Annotated in this window: 16 protein-coding genes; 10 read left to right on the forward strand and 6 right to left on the reverse strand. The window is 58.4% G+C overall.

Translation table 11 applies throughout. The features are described from left to right. Window positions 1-160: 160 nt before the first annotated feature. Window positions 161-1,018 (reverse strand): putative nucleotide-diphospho-sugar transferase, encoded by an 858-nt coding sequence (locus ALP8811_RS11360; protein ID WP_146184020.1) that lies wholly within the window; start codon window positions 1,016-1,018, stop codon window positions 161-163. A 150-nt stretch (window positions 1,019-1,168) separates the two neighbouring features. Here ALP8811_RS11360 and ALP8811_RS11365 point away from each other — a divergent pair, with 150 nt between their 5' ends. Then, complete coding sequence (locus ALP8811_RS11365) at window positions 1,169-2,176, forward strand: glycosyltransferase family 2 protein (protein WP_108857216.1); 1,008 nt, start codon at window positions 1,169-1,171, stop codon at window positions 2,174-2,176. Here ALP8811_RS11365 and ALP8811_RS11370 read toward each other — a convergent pair. Both ALP8811_RS11370 and mdh read right to left on the reverse strand, forming a co-directional pair. Then, the gene (locus ALP8811_RS11370; protein ID WP_108857217.1) at window positions 2,173-3,036 is read right to left on the reverse strand and encodes a putative nucleotide-diphospho-sugar transferase; all 864 of its coding nucleotides are present in this window, start codon (window positions 3,034-3,036) and stop codon (window positions 2,173-2,175) included. The genes ALP8811_RS11365 and ALP8811_RS11370 overlap by 4 nt on opposite strands. A 79-nt stretch (window positions 3,037-3,115) precedes the next feature. Then, window positions 3,116-4,078 (reverse strand): malate dehydrogenase, encoded by a 963-nt coding sequence (gene mdh, locus ALP8811_RS11375; protein ID WP_108857218.1) that lies wholly within the window; start codon window positions 4,076-4,078, stop codon window positions 3,116-3,118. Window positions 4,079-4,236: 158 nt separating this feature from the next. Here mdh and ALP8811_RS11380 point away from each other — a divergent pair, with 158 nt between their 5' ends. Further along, window positions 4,237-4,995: a sulfite exporter TauE/SafE family protein gene (locus tag ALP8811_RS11380; protein ID WP_108857219.1), complete on the forward strand. Its 759-nt coding sequence runs from the start codon at window positions 4,237-4,239 to the stop codon at window positions 4,993-4,995. Here the strand turns inward: ALP8811_RS11380 and ALP8811_RS11385 are convergent. After that, window positions 4,992-5,315: a hypothetical protein gene (locus ALP8811_RS11385; protein WP_108857220.1), complete on the reverse strand. Its 324-nt coding sequence runs from the start codon at window positions 5,313-5,315 to the stop codon at window positions 4,992-4,994. The genes ALP8811_RS11380 and ALP8811_RS11385 overlap by 4 nt on opposite strands. A 304-nt stretch (window positions 5,316-5,619) precedes the next feature. Here ALP8811_RS11385 and ALP8811_RS11390 point away from each other — a divergent pair, with 304 nt between their 5' ends. From ALP8811_RS11390 to ALP8811_RS11420, 7 genes are all read left to right on the forward strand, one after another. Beyond that, a complete protein-coding gene (locus ALP8811_RS11390; protein ID WP_108857221.1) occupies window positions 5,620-6,468 on the forward strand; it encodes an HpcH/HpaI aldolase/citrate lyase family protein in 849 nt (282 codons plus the stop codon). Between the two features lie 23 nt (window positions 6,469-6,491). Next, window positions 6,492-7,040: an NnrU family protein gene (locus ALP8811_RS11395; RefSeq protein ID WP_108857222.1), complete on the forward strand. Its 549-nt coding sequence runs from the start codon at window positions 6,492-6,494 to the stop codon at window positions 7,038-7,040. A 78-nt stretch (window positions 7,041-7,118) separates the two neighbouring features. Next, window positions 7,119-8,153 carry a MaoC family dehydratase gene (locus ALP8811_RS11400; protein ID WP_108857223.1) on the forward strand — a complete coding sequence of 345 codons (1,035 nt, stop codon included), beginning with the start codon at window positions 7,119-7,121 and terminating at the stop codon, window positions 8,151-8,153. Between the two features lie 367 nt (window positions 8,154-8,520). Beyond that, complete coding sequence (sdhC, locus tag ALP8811_RS11405; protein WP_108857224.1) at window positions 8,521-8,904, forward strand: succinate dehydrogenase, cytochrome b556 subunit; 384 nt, start codon at window positions 8,521-8,523, stop codon at window positions 8,902-8,904. 10 nt (window positions 8,905-8,914) lie between these two features. Next, window positions 8,915-9,286, forward strand: a complete 372-nt coding sequence (gene sdhD / locus ALP8811_RS11410) for a succinate dehydrogenase, hydrophobic membrane anchor protein (protein ID WP_108857225.1) — start codon at window positions 8,915-8,917, stop codon at window positions 9,284-9,286. Window positions 9,287-9,304: 18 nt separating this feature from the next. Continuing rightward, window positions 9,305-11,110: a succinate dehydrogenase flavoprotein subunit gene (sdhA, locus tag ALP8811_RS11415; protein WP_108857226.1), complete on the forward strand. Its 1,806-nt coding sequence runs from the start codon at window positions 9,305-9,307 to the stop codon at window positions 11,108-11,110. A 12-nt stretch (window positions 11,111-11,122) separates the two neighbouring features. Then, window positions 11,123-11,902 (forward strand): succinate dehydrogenase iron-sulfur subunit, encoded by a 780-nt coding sequence (locus tag ALP8811_RS11420; protein WP_108857227.1) that lies wholly within the window; start codon window positions 11,123-11,125, stop codon window positions 11,900-11,902. 79 nt (window positions 11,903-11,981) lie between these two features. Here ALP8811_RS11420 and panC read toward each other — a convergent pair whose 3' ends face one another. Beyond that, window positions 11,982-12,818, reverse strand: a complete 837-nt coding sequence (gene panC, locus ALP8811_RS11425) for a pantoate--beta-alanine ligase (RefSeq protein WP_108857228.1) — start codon at window positions 12,816-12,818, stop codon at window positions 11,982-11,984. Continuing rightward, window positions 12,815-13,642: a 3-methyl-2-oxobutanoate hydroxymethyltransferase gene (panB, locus tag ALP8811_RS11430; protein ID WP_108857521.1), complete on the reverse strand. Its 828-nt coding sequence runs from the start codon at window positions 13,640-13,642 to the stop codon at window positions 12,815-12,817. Before panB ends, panC begins: the two co-directional genes overlap by 4 nt. A gap of 154 nt (window positions 13,643-13,796) precedes the next feature. Between panB and ALP8811_RS11435 the strand changes: the two genes are divergently transcribed. Beyond that, on the forward strand, window positions 13,797-15,266 hold the full coding sequence (locus ALP8811_RS11435) for an ABC transporter substrate-binding protein (RefSeq protein WP_108857229.1): 1,470 nt from the start codon (window positions 13,797-13,799) through the stop codon (window positions 15,264-15,266). The last annotated feature ends 17 nt before the right edge of the window (window positions 15,267-15,283 follow it).

A 15,283-nucleotide genomic window follows, 5' to 3' on the forward strand; every position in this document is an offset into this window, starting at 1 on the left:
TGGGTCTTGGACAAAATGCACAGGTGAAGCGCTAGGCAAAAACGTTTTTTGCAAAATCGGGCGAATTTTTGGTGAAGTCGCTATATTTGTGATCACACCTCAAAATGTGTGATCACAAATCATTAACATTCGGCAAATCAGCCTGTTTGCGAATCTTGATCTATCGCAAGCGACGCCAGATCGAGCGTGCCCGTTTTTCGACCTTCGGATAGCGGCGCAGCAGGTCTCCGATCCGGTCACGCGCGGATGGGGCGGCCCCCAAAGTGCGATCTCGGCCCAGCAGGTCATGCAGCGCCGTCAACGCACCTTTCCCCAACAGTTCGGTCAAATCAAAGGGCTGGTCCGTCTTCTCTTCGATGCCGATGATTTCGTGCAAGGTGGTAATGTGCAGAAGGCGCGGAGCAGCCATCCGCTTGCCCATCGCCGGCATATAACCCGTGTGCATCAGGTTGTATTCTGGCGGCAGGATCCAGACGCGCAAATCACTGTTCCACAGAAGCTCTCGCAGGACCGGTTGGTCCCAACGTTCGCCCTCGCCTGTCATGCGCTGTTCCCAGCTGCGCAGAAAATTCTGCGTCTTGTCAGACTTTCGGATCCCCATAACTCCGCTGTTGATCTGGCGAAATCCGGTGGGCAGATCCTGTGTTGGCTGATGCATTGGCACCGTGCCATTGCCGTATTGATCATGCGCCCCGATACAATCGAACTGCCTGAGCAGCGCGAACATGTCCGAGCAATCCGCCACCGCGACCACGTCACAATCCAAATAGACCGTGTGGGCAAAGCGGCTTTCGCGCAGCGCCTCCATTTTCGGACGGGTGCCGACATATTTCAGAATGTGGACCTGATTGAACACAGGATCGTCCACCGCCGCATCCGCGAAAAGGTCGATCTGGATATCATCCCCCATCACCGCCCGAAGCGACCGTGCCGCCCGCTGAGCCAGCCCACGATATTGAGCACCGGTCGCAGCAAAGACAAATCCGTCATCGGCGGTCATTGGGAAAAGTAGGGTCACGTAAGGCTCCTTACGAAAGCTTGGACAGTATGCCCCCGCTTTAGTCCAATCCCATCTCGGCAGCAATCACCCGTCTCTCAACGCTTTGCCATTGCTGGTAACTTGGCCACGATGATAGAATTGGACGTCCTTTGCACCGAGTATTCCTGAATGCCTGTTCCCAACTGGTCCGTTGTTTCAACCGTGCGCGAACCGCTTTCGCTTGTTCTGGCCTTTGCCTGTCATCACCTGAGTATGGGCGCAAAGACGGTTCACCTTTTCTTTGACGACCCTACAGATCCAGCGGCAGAGGTCATGAAATCCATTCCCGGTGTGGACGTCACCCTTTGTGACTCTGCCCATTGGACGGCGTTGGGTCAGCCAGATCGCCCCGCATGGCAAACGCGTCGGCAGACGTTGAATGCCAACTTCATCGCGCAACAACAACGCACCGACTGGCTGCTGCACGTGGACGCCGATGAGTTTCTGTGGGCGCCTTATGGGATCGAAAGAGATCTTGCGCGCGCCGGGGCATGGCTGCACATCCCAAATCTGGAACGGGCGTGGATAGCGCCCGAAGCTGGGATATTCGACGGGGTGTTTCGCGCATCTGGCCTTTCAACCTCATCAATCGAACGCATCTATGGCCCCGCGCGCCGGTATCTTCAAAGCGGCCTTTCGGGCCATACATCCGGGAAAGCCATGGCGCGACTTTCAGACCGAAAGTTCATCGCCATCCACGCCGTCAAAGAAGAATTCGGGGGCGAAGTTTCACCCGGCCACACCACAGCAAATGCGTGTATCCTGCACTTTGATGGAATGACGGCCCGTCATTGGCTGCTAAAGTCGCTTCGCTATGCGGCACAAGGCAAGGCGCTGCTTCAATCGCTTCACAACCGGCGCAGGGCGGGCATAGAACGTGTGATGGATGCGCCTGACCCGCTGACCGAAGGGTTGGCGCTTCACAACGAGATCTTTCATCTTTCCGACAAACAGCGCGAGATGTTGGACGCACAAGGCGCCCTTTTGACCTGCCAACTTGATCTGGGTGCTTCCGTCGCCGCACATGCGCCGGGCCGGACAACCGACTTCTCAGCAGAACGGTTTGATGCGTATCTCGCAAGCGCCCTTGATGAGACAATTGGCAAAATCCGCAATCAGACGCGTCGCTTCAACTAGCCTCGGAACCAAGCGCGAAACTTGCGAAGCAAAGAAGTCAGCGTGCTCCGCCTTGCCTTCAATTCAAGCAGTTCTTCAGCCATTGCTTCTGCTGGTGTGGGCAACCTGCCTACTTCTCGCGTCCCGACCCCGCTATCGCATTCCAGCAAAAGCTCTAGGTGCTTACGATGCCGGTCGTGCTTCAAGGCTTCTTTCAGCGTGAAAGGCGTTTCCGGATCTCCCAGCGCGATCTTGTGAAGTCTCTGGCTGTGCAGAATGCGAGGGGCACCCTGTTTGGGCTTCCAGCTGTCTAGCGTCCAAATCGCGATCAGATTGTATTCCGGTGGCAGTACAAACACTGACACATCCGACTTCCACAGCAGTTCACGAAAGGTCGGTTGATCCATGTTGGCGTCGCGTTCGCGGACGGTTCTGTCCCAATCCGCAACAAGTTCCTTGGTCTTTTCGTTCGTTCGGATGGCAACAACGCCCGCATTTAGCAGACCGTAGCTGCGTGGCATCGTTCCGTCCTGAACAAGCCGTCGACCATCACGCGCGAACGCATAGGACGATGCCAGATCAAACCGATCCAGCAAGTGAAACAGTTCGGACACATCCATCAACACCACGATGTCACAGTCCAGATAGACCGTCCGTTCAAATCGCGAACGTCGTAGTGCCTCCATTTTCGGACGAAAATAGCTGTCGGATAGCTTGTGGATGCGATCAAAGGCCGGGTCGACAAGATCAGCGTCGGTAAACAAATCCACCTGAGCATCCGGCATCACCTGACGCAAACTGCGGACAGCGCGGCGCGCAAGATTGACATATGTTTCGCCGGTTGCGGCAAAGATGAAGCCATTTCCTTGGGGGTCTGACACGATGCGCTCCTACTCCAAAAAAATTGCGCCGCTCAATTTGAACGGCGCAACTTGTAATCGAACGGTATGATTTCTGGCCTTATGCCAGCGAGCTGTCAATGCCTTTACAGGCTTCGACAAGACCCTTCACCGCATCAACTGATTTGTCGAACATGGCTTGCTCGTCTTTGCTCAGCTCGATGTCGATGACTTTTTCGATGCCGTTGGCACCGATGACAGTCGGAACACCCACATAGAAACCGTCAAGGCCGTAAGCGCCATCAACGTAGGCAGCAGCAGGCAGAACGCGTTTCTGGTCGTTCAGGTAAGCCTGAGCCATTTCGATCGCCGAAGCAGCCGGGGCATAGTAAGCCGAACCGGTTTTCAGCAGGCCAACGATCTCGGCGCCACCGTCACGGGTGCGCTGAACGATGGCGTCCAGTTTCTCTTGGCTGGTCCAACCCATCTTCACCAGATCCGGCAGCGGGATGCCGCCAACGGTCGAGTAGCGGGTCAGCGGAACCATGGTATCGCCGTGGCCGCCCAGAACGAAGGCGGTGACGTCGCGCATGGATACGTCGAATTCGACCGACAGGAAGTGACGGAAGCGTGCCGAGTCCAGAACGCCAGCCATACCAACAACTTTGTTGTGCGGCAGGCCCGAGAACTCGCGCAGCGCCCAAACCATGGCGTCCAGCGGGTTGGTGATACAGATCACGAATGCGTTCGGAGCGTGCTCTTTGATGCCTTCGCCAACCGATTTCATGACTTTCAGGTTGATACCCAGCAGGTCATCGCGGCTCATGCCCGGCTTGCGCGGAACACCGGCGGTGACGATGCAGACGTCTGCACCAGCAATGTCTTCGTAGGACGTGGTGCCCGAAAGAGCAGCGTCGAACCCTTCAACGGGGCCGCTTTCCGCGATGTCGAGTGCTTTGCCCTGGGGGATGCCGTCCGCGATATCGAAAAGGACAACGTCGCCCATTTCTTTCAGTGCAGCAAGGTGAGCAAGGGTGCCCCCGATCATGCCGCTACCGATAAGCGCAATCTTGGTTCTGGCCATGAGTGTGATCTCCGATCAGTTGTTTTCGGGCGCATGCCTAGTCTGAAAGTGCCTTTCGCGCAAGGGCGCTGCGCTGCGGCGACACAGATGACTTGCAACAGAATGCGACACGCGATAGCGCTAAAGCGCCCATTTTCCAGCCTTTTGAAGGATGTCACATGCCCGAGGTTCTAGACCTCACTTTCTTTGCCTTTGCCATTCCAGCAGTGATCTTTGCCGGAATTTCCAAGGGTGGCTTCGGGTCTGGAGCCGCCTTTGCGGCAACCCCATTGCTTGCGCTGATTCTGGAACCCGGGGCGGCCATTGGCCTGATGTTACCGCTTCTGATGCTGATGGATGTGACCGCACTGAAGCCCTATTGGCGCAAGTGGGACGCGCCCTCTGCCTGGGCATTGGTTCTAGGCGCAGTGCCCGGCGTCGCCATTGGGGCGGCGCTGTATTCGATTGCCAACCCGGATGTGTTTCGATTGTTGATCGGAGTGATCGCTGTGGGGTTTGTCGCATTCCAGCTGGCACGCGCGAACGGGTTGATCGCCCCGGCGGCACATCCCATGTCGCGCCAGTTGGGCGCGTTCTGGGGGATGATCGCAGGTTTCACTAGTTTCATCAGCCATGCGGGTGGGCCCCCGGCAGCGGTGTACCTTCTGTCCCGACGGCTGGACAAAACCACGTTTCAGTCCACCACCGTGATCTGTTTCTGGGCGATCAATCTGATGAAGTTTTTCCCCTATTTCGCTTTAGGGATCTTCACCTGGCAAACGGCAAAGGCAGATCTTTTGCTGATCCCCTTTGCCGTGCTGGGCGTCTGGATCGGGGTACATCTGCACCACAAGATGTCCGAACGCCTGTTTTTTGGCTTCACCTATCTGTTCCTGATCCTGACTGGAACCAAGCTGATCTGGGAAGGGTTAACCTAAACCCGATCGCCCAGACGGGCTGGCGTCAATTCTTCATCCAAACGCTCAAATCCACGTCCAGCGGCAACCAGACAGGTCATACCATTCGCCATCGTCACCGTAATCGTCCAGCTTCCGGTTTCAGGCGATGCATAGACCTCGACCACCTGACGATCCGAGGCAAGCCCGATAGATTGTCGCGTTTCGCCATAGGATTCGGCTAGGCGCTGCACCACAGCGTCGCGTTCGGCGCAACGGGCCGTGCCCTGCGCCTGCAATTGTCCAGCTGACAGAAGGATCGCGCCGACACCAAGTCCAAGGGCCAGAATGTCCTGTTTCATGGATCTGTCCTTTCAATTGGGCCGCTCTGCCGGGCCAACCGGCGCACCGGCGGCATCAGGGCCGTGTTTTCTCTGGTGCCGATCTGCATCCCATTGCGTCAGTGGCCAACCGTGGGCCCTCCCGTCATTCGGCATCTCAGTGAAAAGCCTGCGCATTGAGGCCAAAGAACTGGTTAACGCGCCGCGCAAACACCGGCGCAGCCATGAAGCAAGTGTAAATTTTCTGCATCGCGGCAAAGTATGCCTTGCGAATTGGTGCGCAAATGTGATCCCTTGCGCAACAATATTGCGGAGACACAGAATCATGACCACACGCCCCTATCGTTCCGTCCTCTACATCCCCGGCTCGAAAGAGCGTGCGCTGGAAAAGGCCCGCGGCCTTGCCGCTGACGCGATCATTTTCGACCTGGAAGATGCCGTTGCCCCCGACGCCAAAGTCGAGGCACGCGCCATCCTGAAAGCCGAGCTTGACAAAGGCGGCTATGGCAACCGTGCCAAGATCGTCCGCATCAACGGGTTCGACACCGAATGGGGCAAAGACGATGTTGCTGCCTTCGTGGGCGCAGATATTGACGCGATCCTGATGCCGAAAGTTGGCTCTGCCGCCCAATTGGACGAGCTGGCCGCGCTGATCCCCGACGTGGATCTGTGGGCGATGATGGAAACCCCCATCGGCACGCTGAACGCCGCCGAGATCGCTGCCCACCCCCGCCTGAAGGGCTTTGTCATGGGCACCAATGATCTGGCGAAAGAGCTGAACACCCGCTTCCGCGCCGATCGCCTGCCGATGATGGGCGGCCTGCATATGTGCCTGATCGCCGCCAAGGCCCACGGGGTCGTGATCGTTGACGGCGTCTATAACGCGTTCAAAGACGACGAAGGTCTGAAAGCCGAATGCGATCAAGGCCGAGACATGGGTATGGACGGCAAAACGCTGATCCACCCCGCCCAGCTTGACATCGCAAACGCCGCCTTCGCCCCCTCTGAGGCCGAGATCGATCTGGCCAAACGTCAGATCGCTGCGTTCGAGGAAGCCGAAGCTTCCGGTCAGGGCGTCGCAGTTGTAGATGGTAAGATCGTCGAAAACCTGCATGTTGAGACGGCAAAATCCATTCTCGCCAAAGCCGACGCCATCGCCGCGATGGAGGGCTGAGGCCCATTTAAAGGAACCTCGCCATGACGTTGCTCATCGCCGGTCTAGCCCTGTGGTATGTCGGACATTTCTGGAAACGCGCCCTTCCCCGCGCCCATGAAACTATGGGCTCGCGGGCCAAGGGGGTCTCGGCACTTCTAATCCTGATCGGCATCGTGTTCATGGTGATCGGATATCGCGTGATGGAAAGCCATGACCTTCTCGACTATCCGCCGGCGTTGCGACACGTGAACAACCTGATGGTGCTGTTCGCGCTCTATTTCACCAGCCCCGGCCCATCAAAAGGCGCGCTCTTTTACAAGATGCGCCACCCGATGCTGACCGGCTTCATCATCTGGGCCGTGGCGCACATCGTCGTGAACCCGGATCTTGCTTCGATGATCCTGTTCGGGGCTCTGTCAATCTGGGCCGTACTGGAAATCATTGTGATCAACCGCGCGGAACCCGACTGGCAACCGAACCCGAAAGGCACCATCGCCAAGGACGCGATGTTCTTTGTGGCCTCGATCGTTCTGTTGGCGATCATCGGATATATCCACGGGCTGATCGGCCCGACCCCGTTCGGCGGGTAACCCATTTGCCCGCACGAACGGGCCTACAGACCACCGGCGGGCCAGCTCTGCGCCCGCCCCGACATTTGGAGAGCTTTGATGGCCAAAACCAATCCCGGACGCTTCTTTGAAGACTACAAATTGGGCGACGTGATCGACCATGCCGTGCCACGCACCGTGGCCGAGGGCGAACGCGCGCTCTATCACGCGCTCTATCCTGCCCGCCATGCGCTCTATTCCTCGGACGAATTTGCCGGGGCCTGCGGTCTGGAAGGCTCGCCCATTGACGATCTGATCGCCTTCCACGTTGTGTTTGGCAAGACCGTGCCGGACATCTCGCTGAACGCGGTGGCCAACCTTGGCTATGCCGAGGGACGCTGGCTGAAGCCGGTCTATCCCGGCGACACGTTGCGCTCGCAATCCGAGGTGATCGGGCTGAAACAGAACTCGAACGGGAAATCGGGCGTGGTCTGGGTGCGCACGCGCGGGTTCAACCAGATGGACGAGCCGGTGATGGAATATGTCCGCTGGGTGATGGTGCGCAAAGGCGATCTGGACGCCCCCGCGCCCGAAACCGTGATCCCCGAGCTGAAAGGCGTGCTGGAGGTGGGCGACCTGTCGATCCCCGAAGGTCTGTCGTTCGAGGAGTACGACTTCACGCTGGCCGGCGAACCGCATCGCTGGGGTGACTATGAGGTGGGCGAGAAAATCGACCACGTCGATGGCGTCACGGTCGAAGAAGCCGAACACATGTTGGCCACCCGCCTGTGGCAGAACACCGCGAAAGTGCATTTCGACGCCACTTTCCGCCCGGACGGACAGCGCCTGATCTATGGTGGTCACGTGATCTCGATGGCGCGCGCGTTGTCGTTCAACGGGCTGGCCAACGCCCAGATGATCGTTGGTCTGAACGGCGGGGCGCACGCAAACCCCTGCTTCTCAGGCGACACAATCCGTGCGTGGTCCGAAGTTCTGGACAAGGCCGACACCGATGCCCCGGGCGTTGGCGCAGTGCGTCTGCGTCTGGTTGCGGTCAAGCATGGTGCGCCTGAATTCGCGCTGAAGGGCGAAGACGGAAAGTACCTGCCCGAGGTCATGCTGGATCTCGACTATTGGGTGCTGATGCCTAAATAAACCTTCTGCAGACGGCGGGGATACAACAAGACCTTCCCGCCTCTGCAACATTGCAAAGCGTTCAGCATCACCGTTAAGATTTGACCGCTTTGCACAGAGCGCACTTGATGCTGGGGCTTCAGATGTTACGCTCTGACATCGCGTTCAAGTCAGAATCTTACCCGAGCTGATTATTTCCCGACTATAAAAGTCGGGATACAATTGCATACCGATCTGTGATCACATACCCGAAAACTGTGATCACAAGCCCTCAAAAACACCCCCGTTAGCGCAAAATTCCCGACTTACCGGTCGCTTCTTGCGTGACTCTGTGCCGCAAAAGGCGCTATTCCTGTCGCAAAGTCGAAACAGACAGAAGGAGGCCGCCATGGCCGACGTGAACAGAGGCAACCGCCCTCTTTCTCCGCATCTGCAAGTTTACCGCCCGCAGCTGACCTCCATCACCTCGATCTTCGCCCGGATCACCGGGGTAGCCCTGCTGGGTGCTGCGATCTTGGTCGCATGGTGGTTCTTTGCCGCAGCGCTGGGTGCAGATTACTACAACTTTGTGAACGGTTTGATGACCTCGTTCGTCGGGGACGTAATCATGTTCCTTGCGCTCTGGGCGCTCTGCTATCACGCACTCTCCGGCCTTCGGCACATGATCTGGGACATTGGTCTTGGTCTGGAAGTCGAAACCGCAGAGAAAATGGGCATCGGCGTCATCGTCGGGTCCGTCGTTCTGGCGATCCTTGTCGCCCTGATCGTGTAAGGAGCCCGTTATGCATTATATGACCGACCGCAAACGCGCCGTGGGCAAAGGCTCTTCGGGTTCTGGCACGGAACACTTCTGGGGACAGGCTATCTCGGCCGTTGGTCTTCTGATCCTGATGCCGCTGTTCGCTCTGACATTTGGCTGCGCCCTTGGCCTGCCCTATGAAGAAGCAATCGCCTATTACCAGCGCCCCTTCCCCGCGATCATTGCCGCAATGACCTTCGTGACCGCCATGGTTCACTTCCGTCATGGCATTCAGGTCGTGATCGAGGATTACTCGCGCGGCGTTACCAAGAAGGTTTTGGTAATCGCTTGCACCGCGCTGGCCTACACAGTTCTGGCATTTGGCCTTTATGGCCTTGGCCGCATCGCCTTTTAAGACCGGAGAGCAACCAAAATGGCAGCTTACGAATACGAAACACACGAATATGACGTGGTCGTGGTCGGCGCCGGTGGCGCTGGTCTGCGGGCCACGCTTGGCATGGCCGAACAGGGTCTGCGCACCGCTTGTGTGACCAAAGTTTTCCCGACCCGCTCGCACACTGTTGCGGCACAGGGCGGCATCGCCGCGTCCCTGTCCAACATGGGCCCGGACAACTGGCAGTGGCACATGTACGATACCGTCAAGGGCTCGGACTGGCTGGGCGACACGGATGCGATGGAATACCTGGCCCGCGAGGCACCCAAAGCGGTGTACGAGCTGGAGCATTACGGCGTTCCCTTCTCGCGTACCGAAGAAGGTAAGATCTATCAGCGCCCGTTCGGCGGCCACACCACCGAATTCGGTGAAGGCCCCGCGGTACAGCGTACCTGCGCCGCCGCTGACCGTACCGGTCACGCGATCCTGCACACGCTTTACGGCCAGTCGCTGAAGAACAACGCTGAATTCTACGTTGAATACTTCGCCATCGATCTGATCATGTCGGAAGACGGTGAGTGTCAGGGTGTTGTCTGCTGGAAACTCGACGATGGCACCATGCACGTCTTCAACGCGAAGATGGTTGTGCTGGCCACGGGCGGCTATGGCCGCGCGTATTTCTCGGCCACCTCGGCCCACACCTGCACCGGCGACGGTGGTGGCATGGTGGCCCGTGCGGGTCTTGCCCTGCAGGATATGGAGTTCGTTCAGTTCCACCCGACCGGCATCTACGGTTCGGGCTGCCTGATCACCGAAGGTGCTCGTGGCGAAGGTGGCTATCTGGTCAACTCGGAAGGTGAGCGCTTCATGGAGCGTTATGCGCCCCAGTATAAAGACCTTGCCCCGCGCGACTATGTTTCCCGCTCGATGACGATGGAAATTCGCGAAGGCCGCGGTGTTGGCGCAGAAGGGGATCACATCTTCCTGCACCTTGACCACCTGCCTGCCGAGGCTCTGGCCGAACGCCTGCCCGGCATTTCGGAAAGCGCCAAAATTTTCGCCGGCGTTGATGTGAACAAAGAGCCGATCCCGGTTCTGCCGACCGTTCACTACAACATGGGTGGCATCCCGACCAACTATTGGGGCGAAGTGCTGAACCCGACCAAAGATGATCCGACTGGCGTCGTGCCTGGCCTGATGGCCGTGGGGGAAGCTGGTTGTGCGTCGGTACACGGTGCAAACCGCCTTGGCTCGAACTCGCTGATTGACCTTGTGGTCTTCGGCCGTGCCGCCGCGATCCGCGCTGGCAAGGTTGTAGACGCAGACAGCGCCAACCCGGTTCTGAACCAAGCATCGGTTGATGCAGCCTTTGATCGCTTCGACGGTCTGCGCAACGCAAGTGGCGCGGTCCCGACCGCCGATCTGCGTCTGGAAATGCAGAAAACGATGCAGGCTGACGCCGCCGTGTTCCGTACCGCCAAGACCATGAAAGAAGGCGTCGAGAAGATGACCGCCGTGGCCGCCAAGATGGACGACCTGGCAGTGACCGATCGCTCGCTGATCTGGAACTCGGACCTGATGGAAACGCTGGAACTGGCGAACCTGATGCCGAACGCTCTGGCGACAATCCACGGCGCAGAAGCCCGCGAAGAAAGCCGCGGCGCCCACGCGCACGAGGACTTCCCAGAACGCGACGACAAGAAGTGGCGTGTCCACACTGTCAGCCGCGTTGAAGGCAATAAGGTTGATCTTAGCTATCGCCCGGTTGTCACCGAACCGCTGTCCACCGAGGCAGAAGGCGGCATCAACCTCAAGAAAATCGCGCCCAAAGCGCGGACGTTCTAAGGAGACGAGAAGATGGTACAATTCAAGCTCCCTAAGAACTCGACCGTTCGCGTCGGCAAGACATGGCCCAAGCCCGAGGGCGCCAGCAATGTCCGCAAGTTCCAGATCTATCGCTGGAACCCGGATGATGGCGAAAACCCCCGTGTGGACACCTATTTCCTGGACATGGACAAGTGCGGCCCGATGGTTCTGGACGCGCTGATCAAGATCAAGAACGAGATTGATCCGACGCTGACCTTCCGCCGCTCGTGCCGTGAAGGCATCTGTGGATCGTGCGCGATGAACATCGACGGGATCAACACGCTGGCCTGTATCTATGGCATGGACGAGATCAAGGGCGACGTGAAGATCTATCCGCTGCCGCACATGCCGGTGGTGAAAGACCTGATCCCGGACCTGACGCATTTCTATGCGCAGCACGCCTCGATCATGCCGTGGCTGGAAACCAAGACCAACCGCCCCGCGAAAGAGTGGAAGCAGTCTATTGAGGACCGCAAGAAGCTTGATGGTCTGTATGAATGCGTTATGTGCGCCAGCTGCTCGACCTCGTGCCCGAGCTATTGGTGGAACGGCGATCGGTATCTTGGACCGGCCGCGCTGCTGCACGCTTATCGCTGGATCATTGATTCACGCGACGAAGCCACGGGTGAGCGTCTGGACCAGCTGGAAGACCCCTTCAAGCTGTATCGCTGCCACACGATCATGAACTGCTCGAAGACTTGCCCGAAAGGCCTGAACCCGGCCAAGGCAATCGCGTCGATCAAGAAAATGATGGTCGAGCGCCAGCTTTAATCAGCGCAGACAATTTACAAAAGGGCGGCCTTCAGGCCGCCCTTTTTGCTTGTCGCTACCTGTCTAAGGTCGACGCGTCTTAGACCGCGATATTGTCGATCAACCGCACATCCCCCAGCATCGCCGCGGCCAGAAGGCGCGTAGGACGGGAGAGGTCTTTGACAGGCTGCAAGGTCTCGGCGTCGCGCAGCTCGAGATATTCGACCGTGTTATAACCCGCCCGTTCAATCTGCGCCTTGGCGCTGTCCAGAACTACACGCGGCTCGGCACCCCGGCGAATGGCGTCCGCCGCGCGGTCCATCTCGGCTTTCAATGCGGGCGCAATGGCGCGCTCTTCCTTGGTCAGGCGCACGTTGCGCGACGACATGGCTAGCCCGTCATCTTCGCGCACTGTGGGGCAGCCGATCACCTCGGTCTCGATGTCCAGATCCTCGGACAGACGACGCACCAAAAGCATCTGCTGATAGTCCTTCTGACCAAAGCAGGCCACATCCGCGCGCGATTGCAGGAACAGCTTGGACACCACGGTTGCCACGCCATCGAAATGACCCGGGCGATGTGCGCCCTCAAGGTCTTCGGTCAGACCCGTCACGCGCACATTGGTGGCAAACCCATCAGGATAGATTTGATCCGGCGTAGGCACATAGATCGCATCAATCCCGTAAGGCGCCAGCTTTTCAGCGTCGTCCTCTTCCGTGCGGGGATACTTGTCCAGATCTTCCGGGTTGTTGAACTGTTTGGGGTTCACGAAGATCGTGACGATCACGCGATCTGCATGTTTCTTCGCCTCGTCCACCAAGGACAGATGGCCGGCATGAAGCGCGCCCATGGTCGGCACGACAGCCACCCGTTCGCCTTTAAAAATCCAGCTGCGGCGCAACGTGCGCAGATCGTCCTTGGAACGAATGATCTTCATTTCTTTTTGACCTCATCTGCAAAGACGTGCTCTGGCGCCGGGAAACTGCGGTCTCGCACCTCTTGGGCATATTTGGCAATGGCTTTCTCGCCGTCCACGCCCAACGTCGCATAGCGTTTGGCGAATTTCGGTTTGAAGGCTGTGAACAAGCCCAGCATGTCGTCTACGACCAAAACCTGACCGTCACATTGCGCCGACGCCCCGATGCCGATGGTCGGGATCGACACAGCGTCGGTGATTTCGTTCGCCAGGCTTTCCGGCACTTTCTCGAGCACAACCGAGAACGCGCCAGCATCTTCCACCGCTTTGGCGTCAGCCATCACACGGTCGCGATCCTCGCCACGGCCTTGCACAGCATAGCCGCCCAGCGTGTTGATCGCCTGCGGGGTCAAGCCAACATGGGCCATGACCGGGATCGAGCGGCTGGTCAGGAAGCGGATGGTTTCTTCCATCGACACGCCGCCTTCCAATTTAACTGCCGCAGCCCCGGTTTCACGCATCAAGCGTGCGGCGCTGCGGAAAGCTTGTTCCGGACTTTCTTCGTACGAGCCAAATGGCATGTCGACGACCATCATGGCCTGCTCCAAGCCACGCTTCACGGCGGCACCGTGCAGGCACATCATCTCCATCGTGACACCCAGAGTATCCGGCAATCCGTGTACGACCATGCCGACGCTGTCCCCCACCAGAACGATGTCGCAATGCGCGTCCATCATCTGTGCGGTTGGTGTCGCATAGGCCGTCAGCACGACCAGCGGCGTGCCCCCTTTGCGGGCACGTACTTCTGACGGTGTCAGCGTCTTGATTTTTGCTGAGGCGCTCATGGTTTCCCCTCCCTGATCCTCTTCGCTAGGGGTGAATATATTGCTGCGGCGCAGAAAAATCAAAGGGGAATGACGGGACGTCTTTCCCTTGCCTTGATCCGCAATCCCGCGTTTCATGGCGCAGTATCCCGCGAAACGGGTAAGGAGGATCAAGATGACCAACCTGAAACTTACCGCAGGCGCTTGGGCGCTGATGGCAACGACCGCGCTGGCTGGAAGCGACGCGATCACGCTCGGCATGGTGCTTGAGCCGCCAAATCTTGACCCCACTGCCGGGGCAGCTGCTGCCATTGACGAAGTGGTCTATGCCAACATCTACGAAGGCCTGACCCGTTTCGGCCCGGATGGTGCGGTGCTGCCCGGATTGGCCAGCGCTTGGGACGTCAGCGACGACGGCCTGACCTATACCTTCACCCTGCGCGAGGGCGTGACCTTCCATGATGGCACCACGATGGATGCCGACGACGTTGTCTTCTCGCTGGATCGTGCGCGCGCGGAAGACTCGACCAACGCGCAGAAAGCGCTGTTCAAGGATATTGAAAGCGTAACTGCCCTAAGCCCGACTTCGGTCGCGGTGAAGCTGTCTGCCCCCAACGGCAATTTCGCCTTCAACATGGCATGGGGCGATGCCGTGATTGTCGCGCCTGAAAGCATCGACACTGCAGCGACCGCCCCCGTAGGCACCGGCCCGTTTTCCTTTGTGGAATGGGCCAAGGGCGACCACGTGACGATCGCACGCAACGACGCATATTGGGGCGACGCGCCCGCGCTGGCCAATGCCACGTTCAAGTTCATCTCGGACCCGAACGCAGCCTTTGCGGCCATGATGGCAGGAGACGTGGACGCTTTCCCGAACTTCCCTGCGCCTGAAACGCTGGCCCAGTTCGAAGCGGACCCACGTTTCAACGTGATCGTTGGCTCTACCGAGGGCGAGACGATTCTGTCCACCAACAACAAATCCGGCCCGCTGGCAGATGTCCGTGTGCGCAAAGCCATCGCTCATGCAATCGACCGTCAGGACATCATTGACGGCGCGATGCACGGATATGGCACGCCCATCGGCACCCATTTCGCCCCGCACAATCCGGACTATGTGGATCTGACCGGCCAATCCGGTTTTGATCCCGAAATGTCGAAAGCGCTGCTGGCCGAGGCCGGAGCGACGGACCTAACCCTGCGCCTGATGCTGCCGCCCCCCGCCTATGCCCGCCGCGGGGGCGAAATCATTGCTGCTCAGCTGCGTAATGTGGGGATCAATACCGAGATCTCGAACCTTGAATGGGCCCAGTGGATCGAACAGGTGTTCAAGGGCAAGGACTTTGACCTGACCATCGTCAGCCATACCGAACCCGCAGACATCAATATCTACGCCCGCCCGGAATACTATTTCCAGTATGACAACGCAGGTTTCCAAGCGCTGATCGAGAAACTCTCGGTCACATCAGATCCGGCCATGCGTACCGAGCTGAACAAGGAAGCTCAGCAGGTCATCGCGGATGACTATGTGAACGGGTATTTGTTCCAGCTGGCGAAAACCGGTGTGGCAAATGCGAAGATCAATGGTCTGTGGGAAAATGCGCCCACGCAGGCAAATGATCTGACAGGGGTCAGCTGGTCAGACTAACCAGACCTAAACGCACA

Source organism: Aliiroseovarius pelagivivens (assembly GCF_900302485.1).
Lineage (GTDB): Bacteria > Pseudomonadota > Alphaproteobacteria > Rhodobacterales > Rhodobacteraceae > Aliiroseovarius > Aliiroseovarius pelagivivens.

What these genes read in the sequence shown, in the direction of transcription:
- ALP8811_RS11365 (WP_108857216.1), top strand. Translation starts at nt 1,169, where the DNA reads ATGCCTGTTCCCAACTGGTCCGTTGTTTCAACCGTGCGCGAACCGCTT.
- mdh (WP_108857218.1), bottom strand. Translation starts at nt 4,078, where the DNA reads ATGGCCAGAACCAAGATTGCGCTTATCGGTAGCGGCATGATCGGGGGC.
- ALP8811_RS11380 (WP_108857219.1), top strand. Translation starts at nt 4,237, where the DNA reads ATGCCCGAGGTTCTAGACCTCACTTTCTTTGCCTTTGCCATTCCAGCA.
- ALP8811_RS11385 (WP_108857220.1), bottom strand. Translation starts at nt 5,315, where the DNA reads ATGAAACAGGACATTCTGGCCCTTGGACTTGGTGTCGGCGCGATCCTT.
- ALP8811_RS11390 (WP_108857221.1), top strand. Translation starts at nt 5,620, where the DNA reads ATGACCACACGCCCCTATCGTTCCGTCCTCTACATCCCCGGCTCGAAA.
- ALP8811_RS11395 (WP_108857222.1), top strand. Translation starts at nt 6,492, where the DNA reads ATGACGTTGCTCATCGCCGGTCTAGCCCTGTGGTATGTCGGACATTTC.
- ALP8811_RS11400 (WP_108857223.1), top strand. Translation starts at nt 7,119, where the DNA reads ATGGCCAAAACCAATCCCGGACGCTTCTTTGAAGACTACAAATTGGGC.
- sdhC (WP_108857224.1), top strand. Translation starts at nt 8,521, where the DNA reads ATGGCCGACGTGAACAGAGGCAACCGCCCTCTTTCTCCGCATCTGCAA.
- sdhD (WP_108857225.1), top strand. Translation starts at nt 8,915, where the DNA reads ATGCATTATATGACCGACCGCAAACGCGCCGTGGGCAAAGGCTCTTCG.
- sdhA (WP_108857226.1), top strand. Translation starts at nt 9,305, where the DNA reads ATGGCAGCTTACGAATACGAAACACACGAATATGACGTGGTCGTGGTC.
- ALP8811_RS11420 (WP_108857227.1), top strand. Translation starts at nt 11,123, where the DNA reads ATGGTACAATTCAAGCTCCCTAAGAACTCGACCGTTCGCGTCGGCAAG.
- panC (WP_108857228.1), bottom strand. Translation starts at nt 12,818, where the DNA reads ATGAAGATCATTCGTTCCAAGGACGATCTGCGCACGTTGCGCCGCAGC.
- panB (WP_108857521.1), bottom strand. Translation starts at nt 13,642, where the DNA reads ATGAGCGCCTCAGCAAAAATCAAGACGCTGACACCGTCAGAAGTACGT.
- ALP8811_RS11435 (WP_108857229.1), top strand. Translation starts at nt 13,797, where the DNA reads ATGACCAACCTGAAACTTACCGCAGGCGCTTGGGCGCTGATGGCAACG.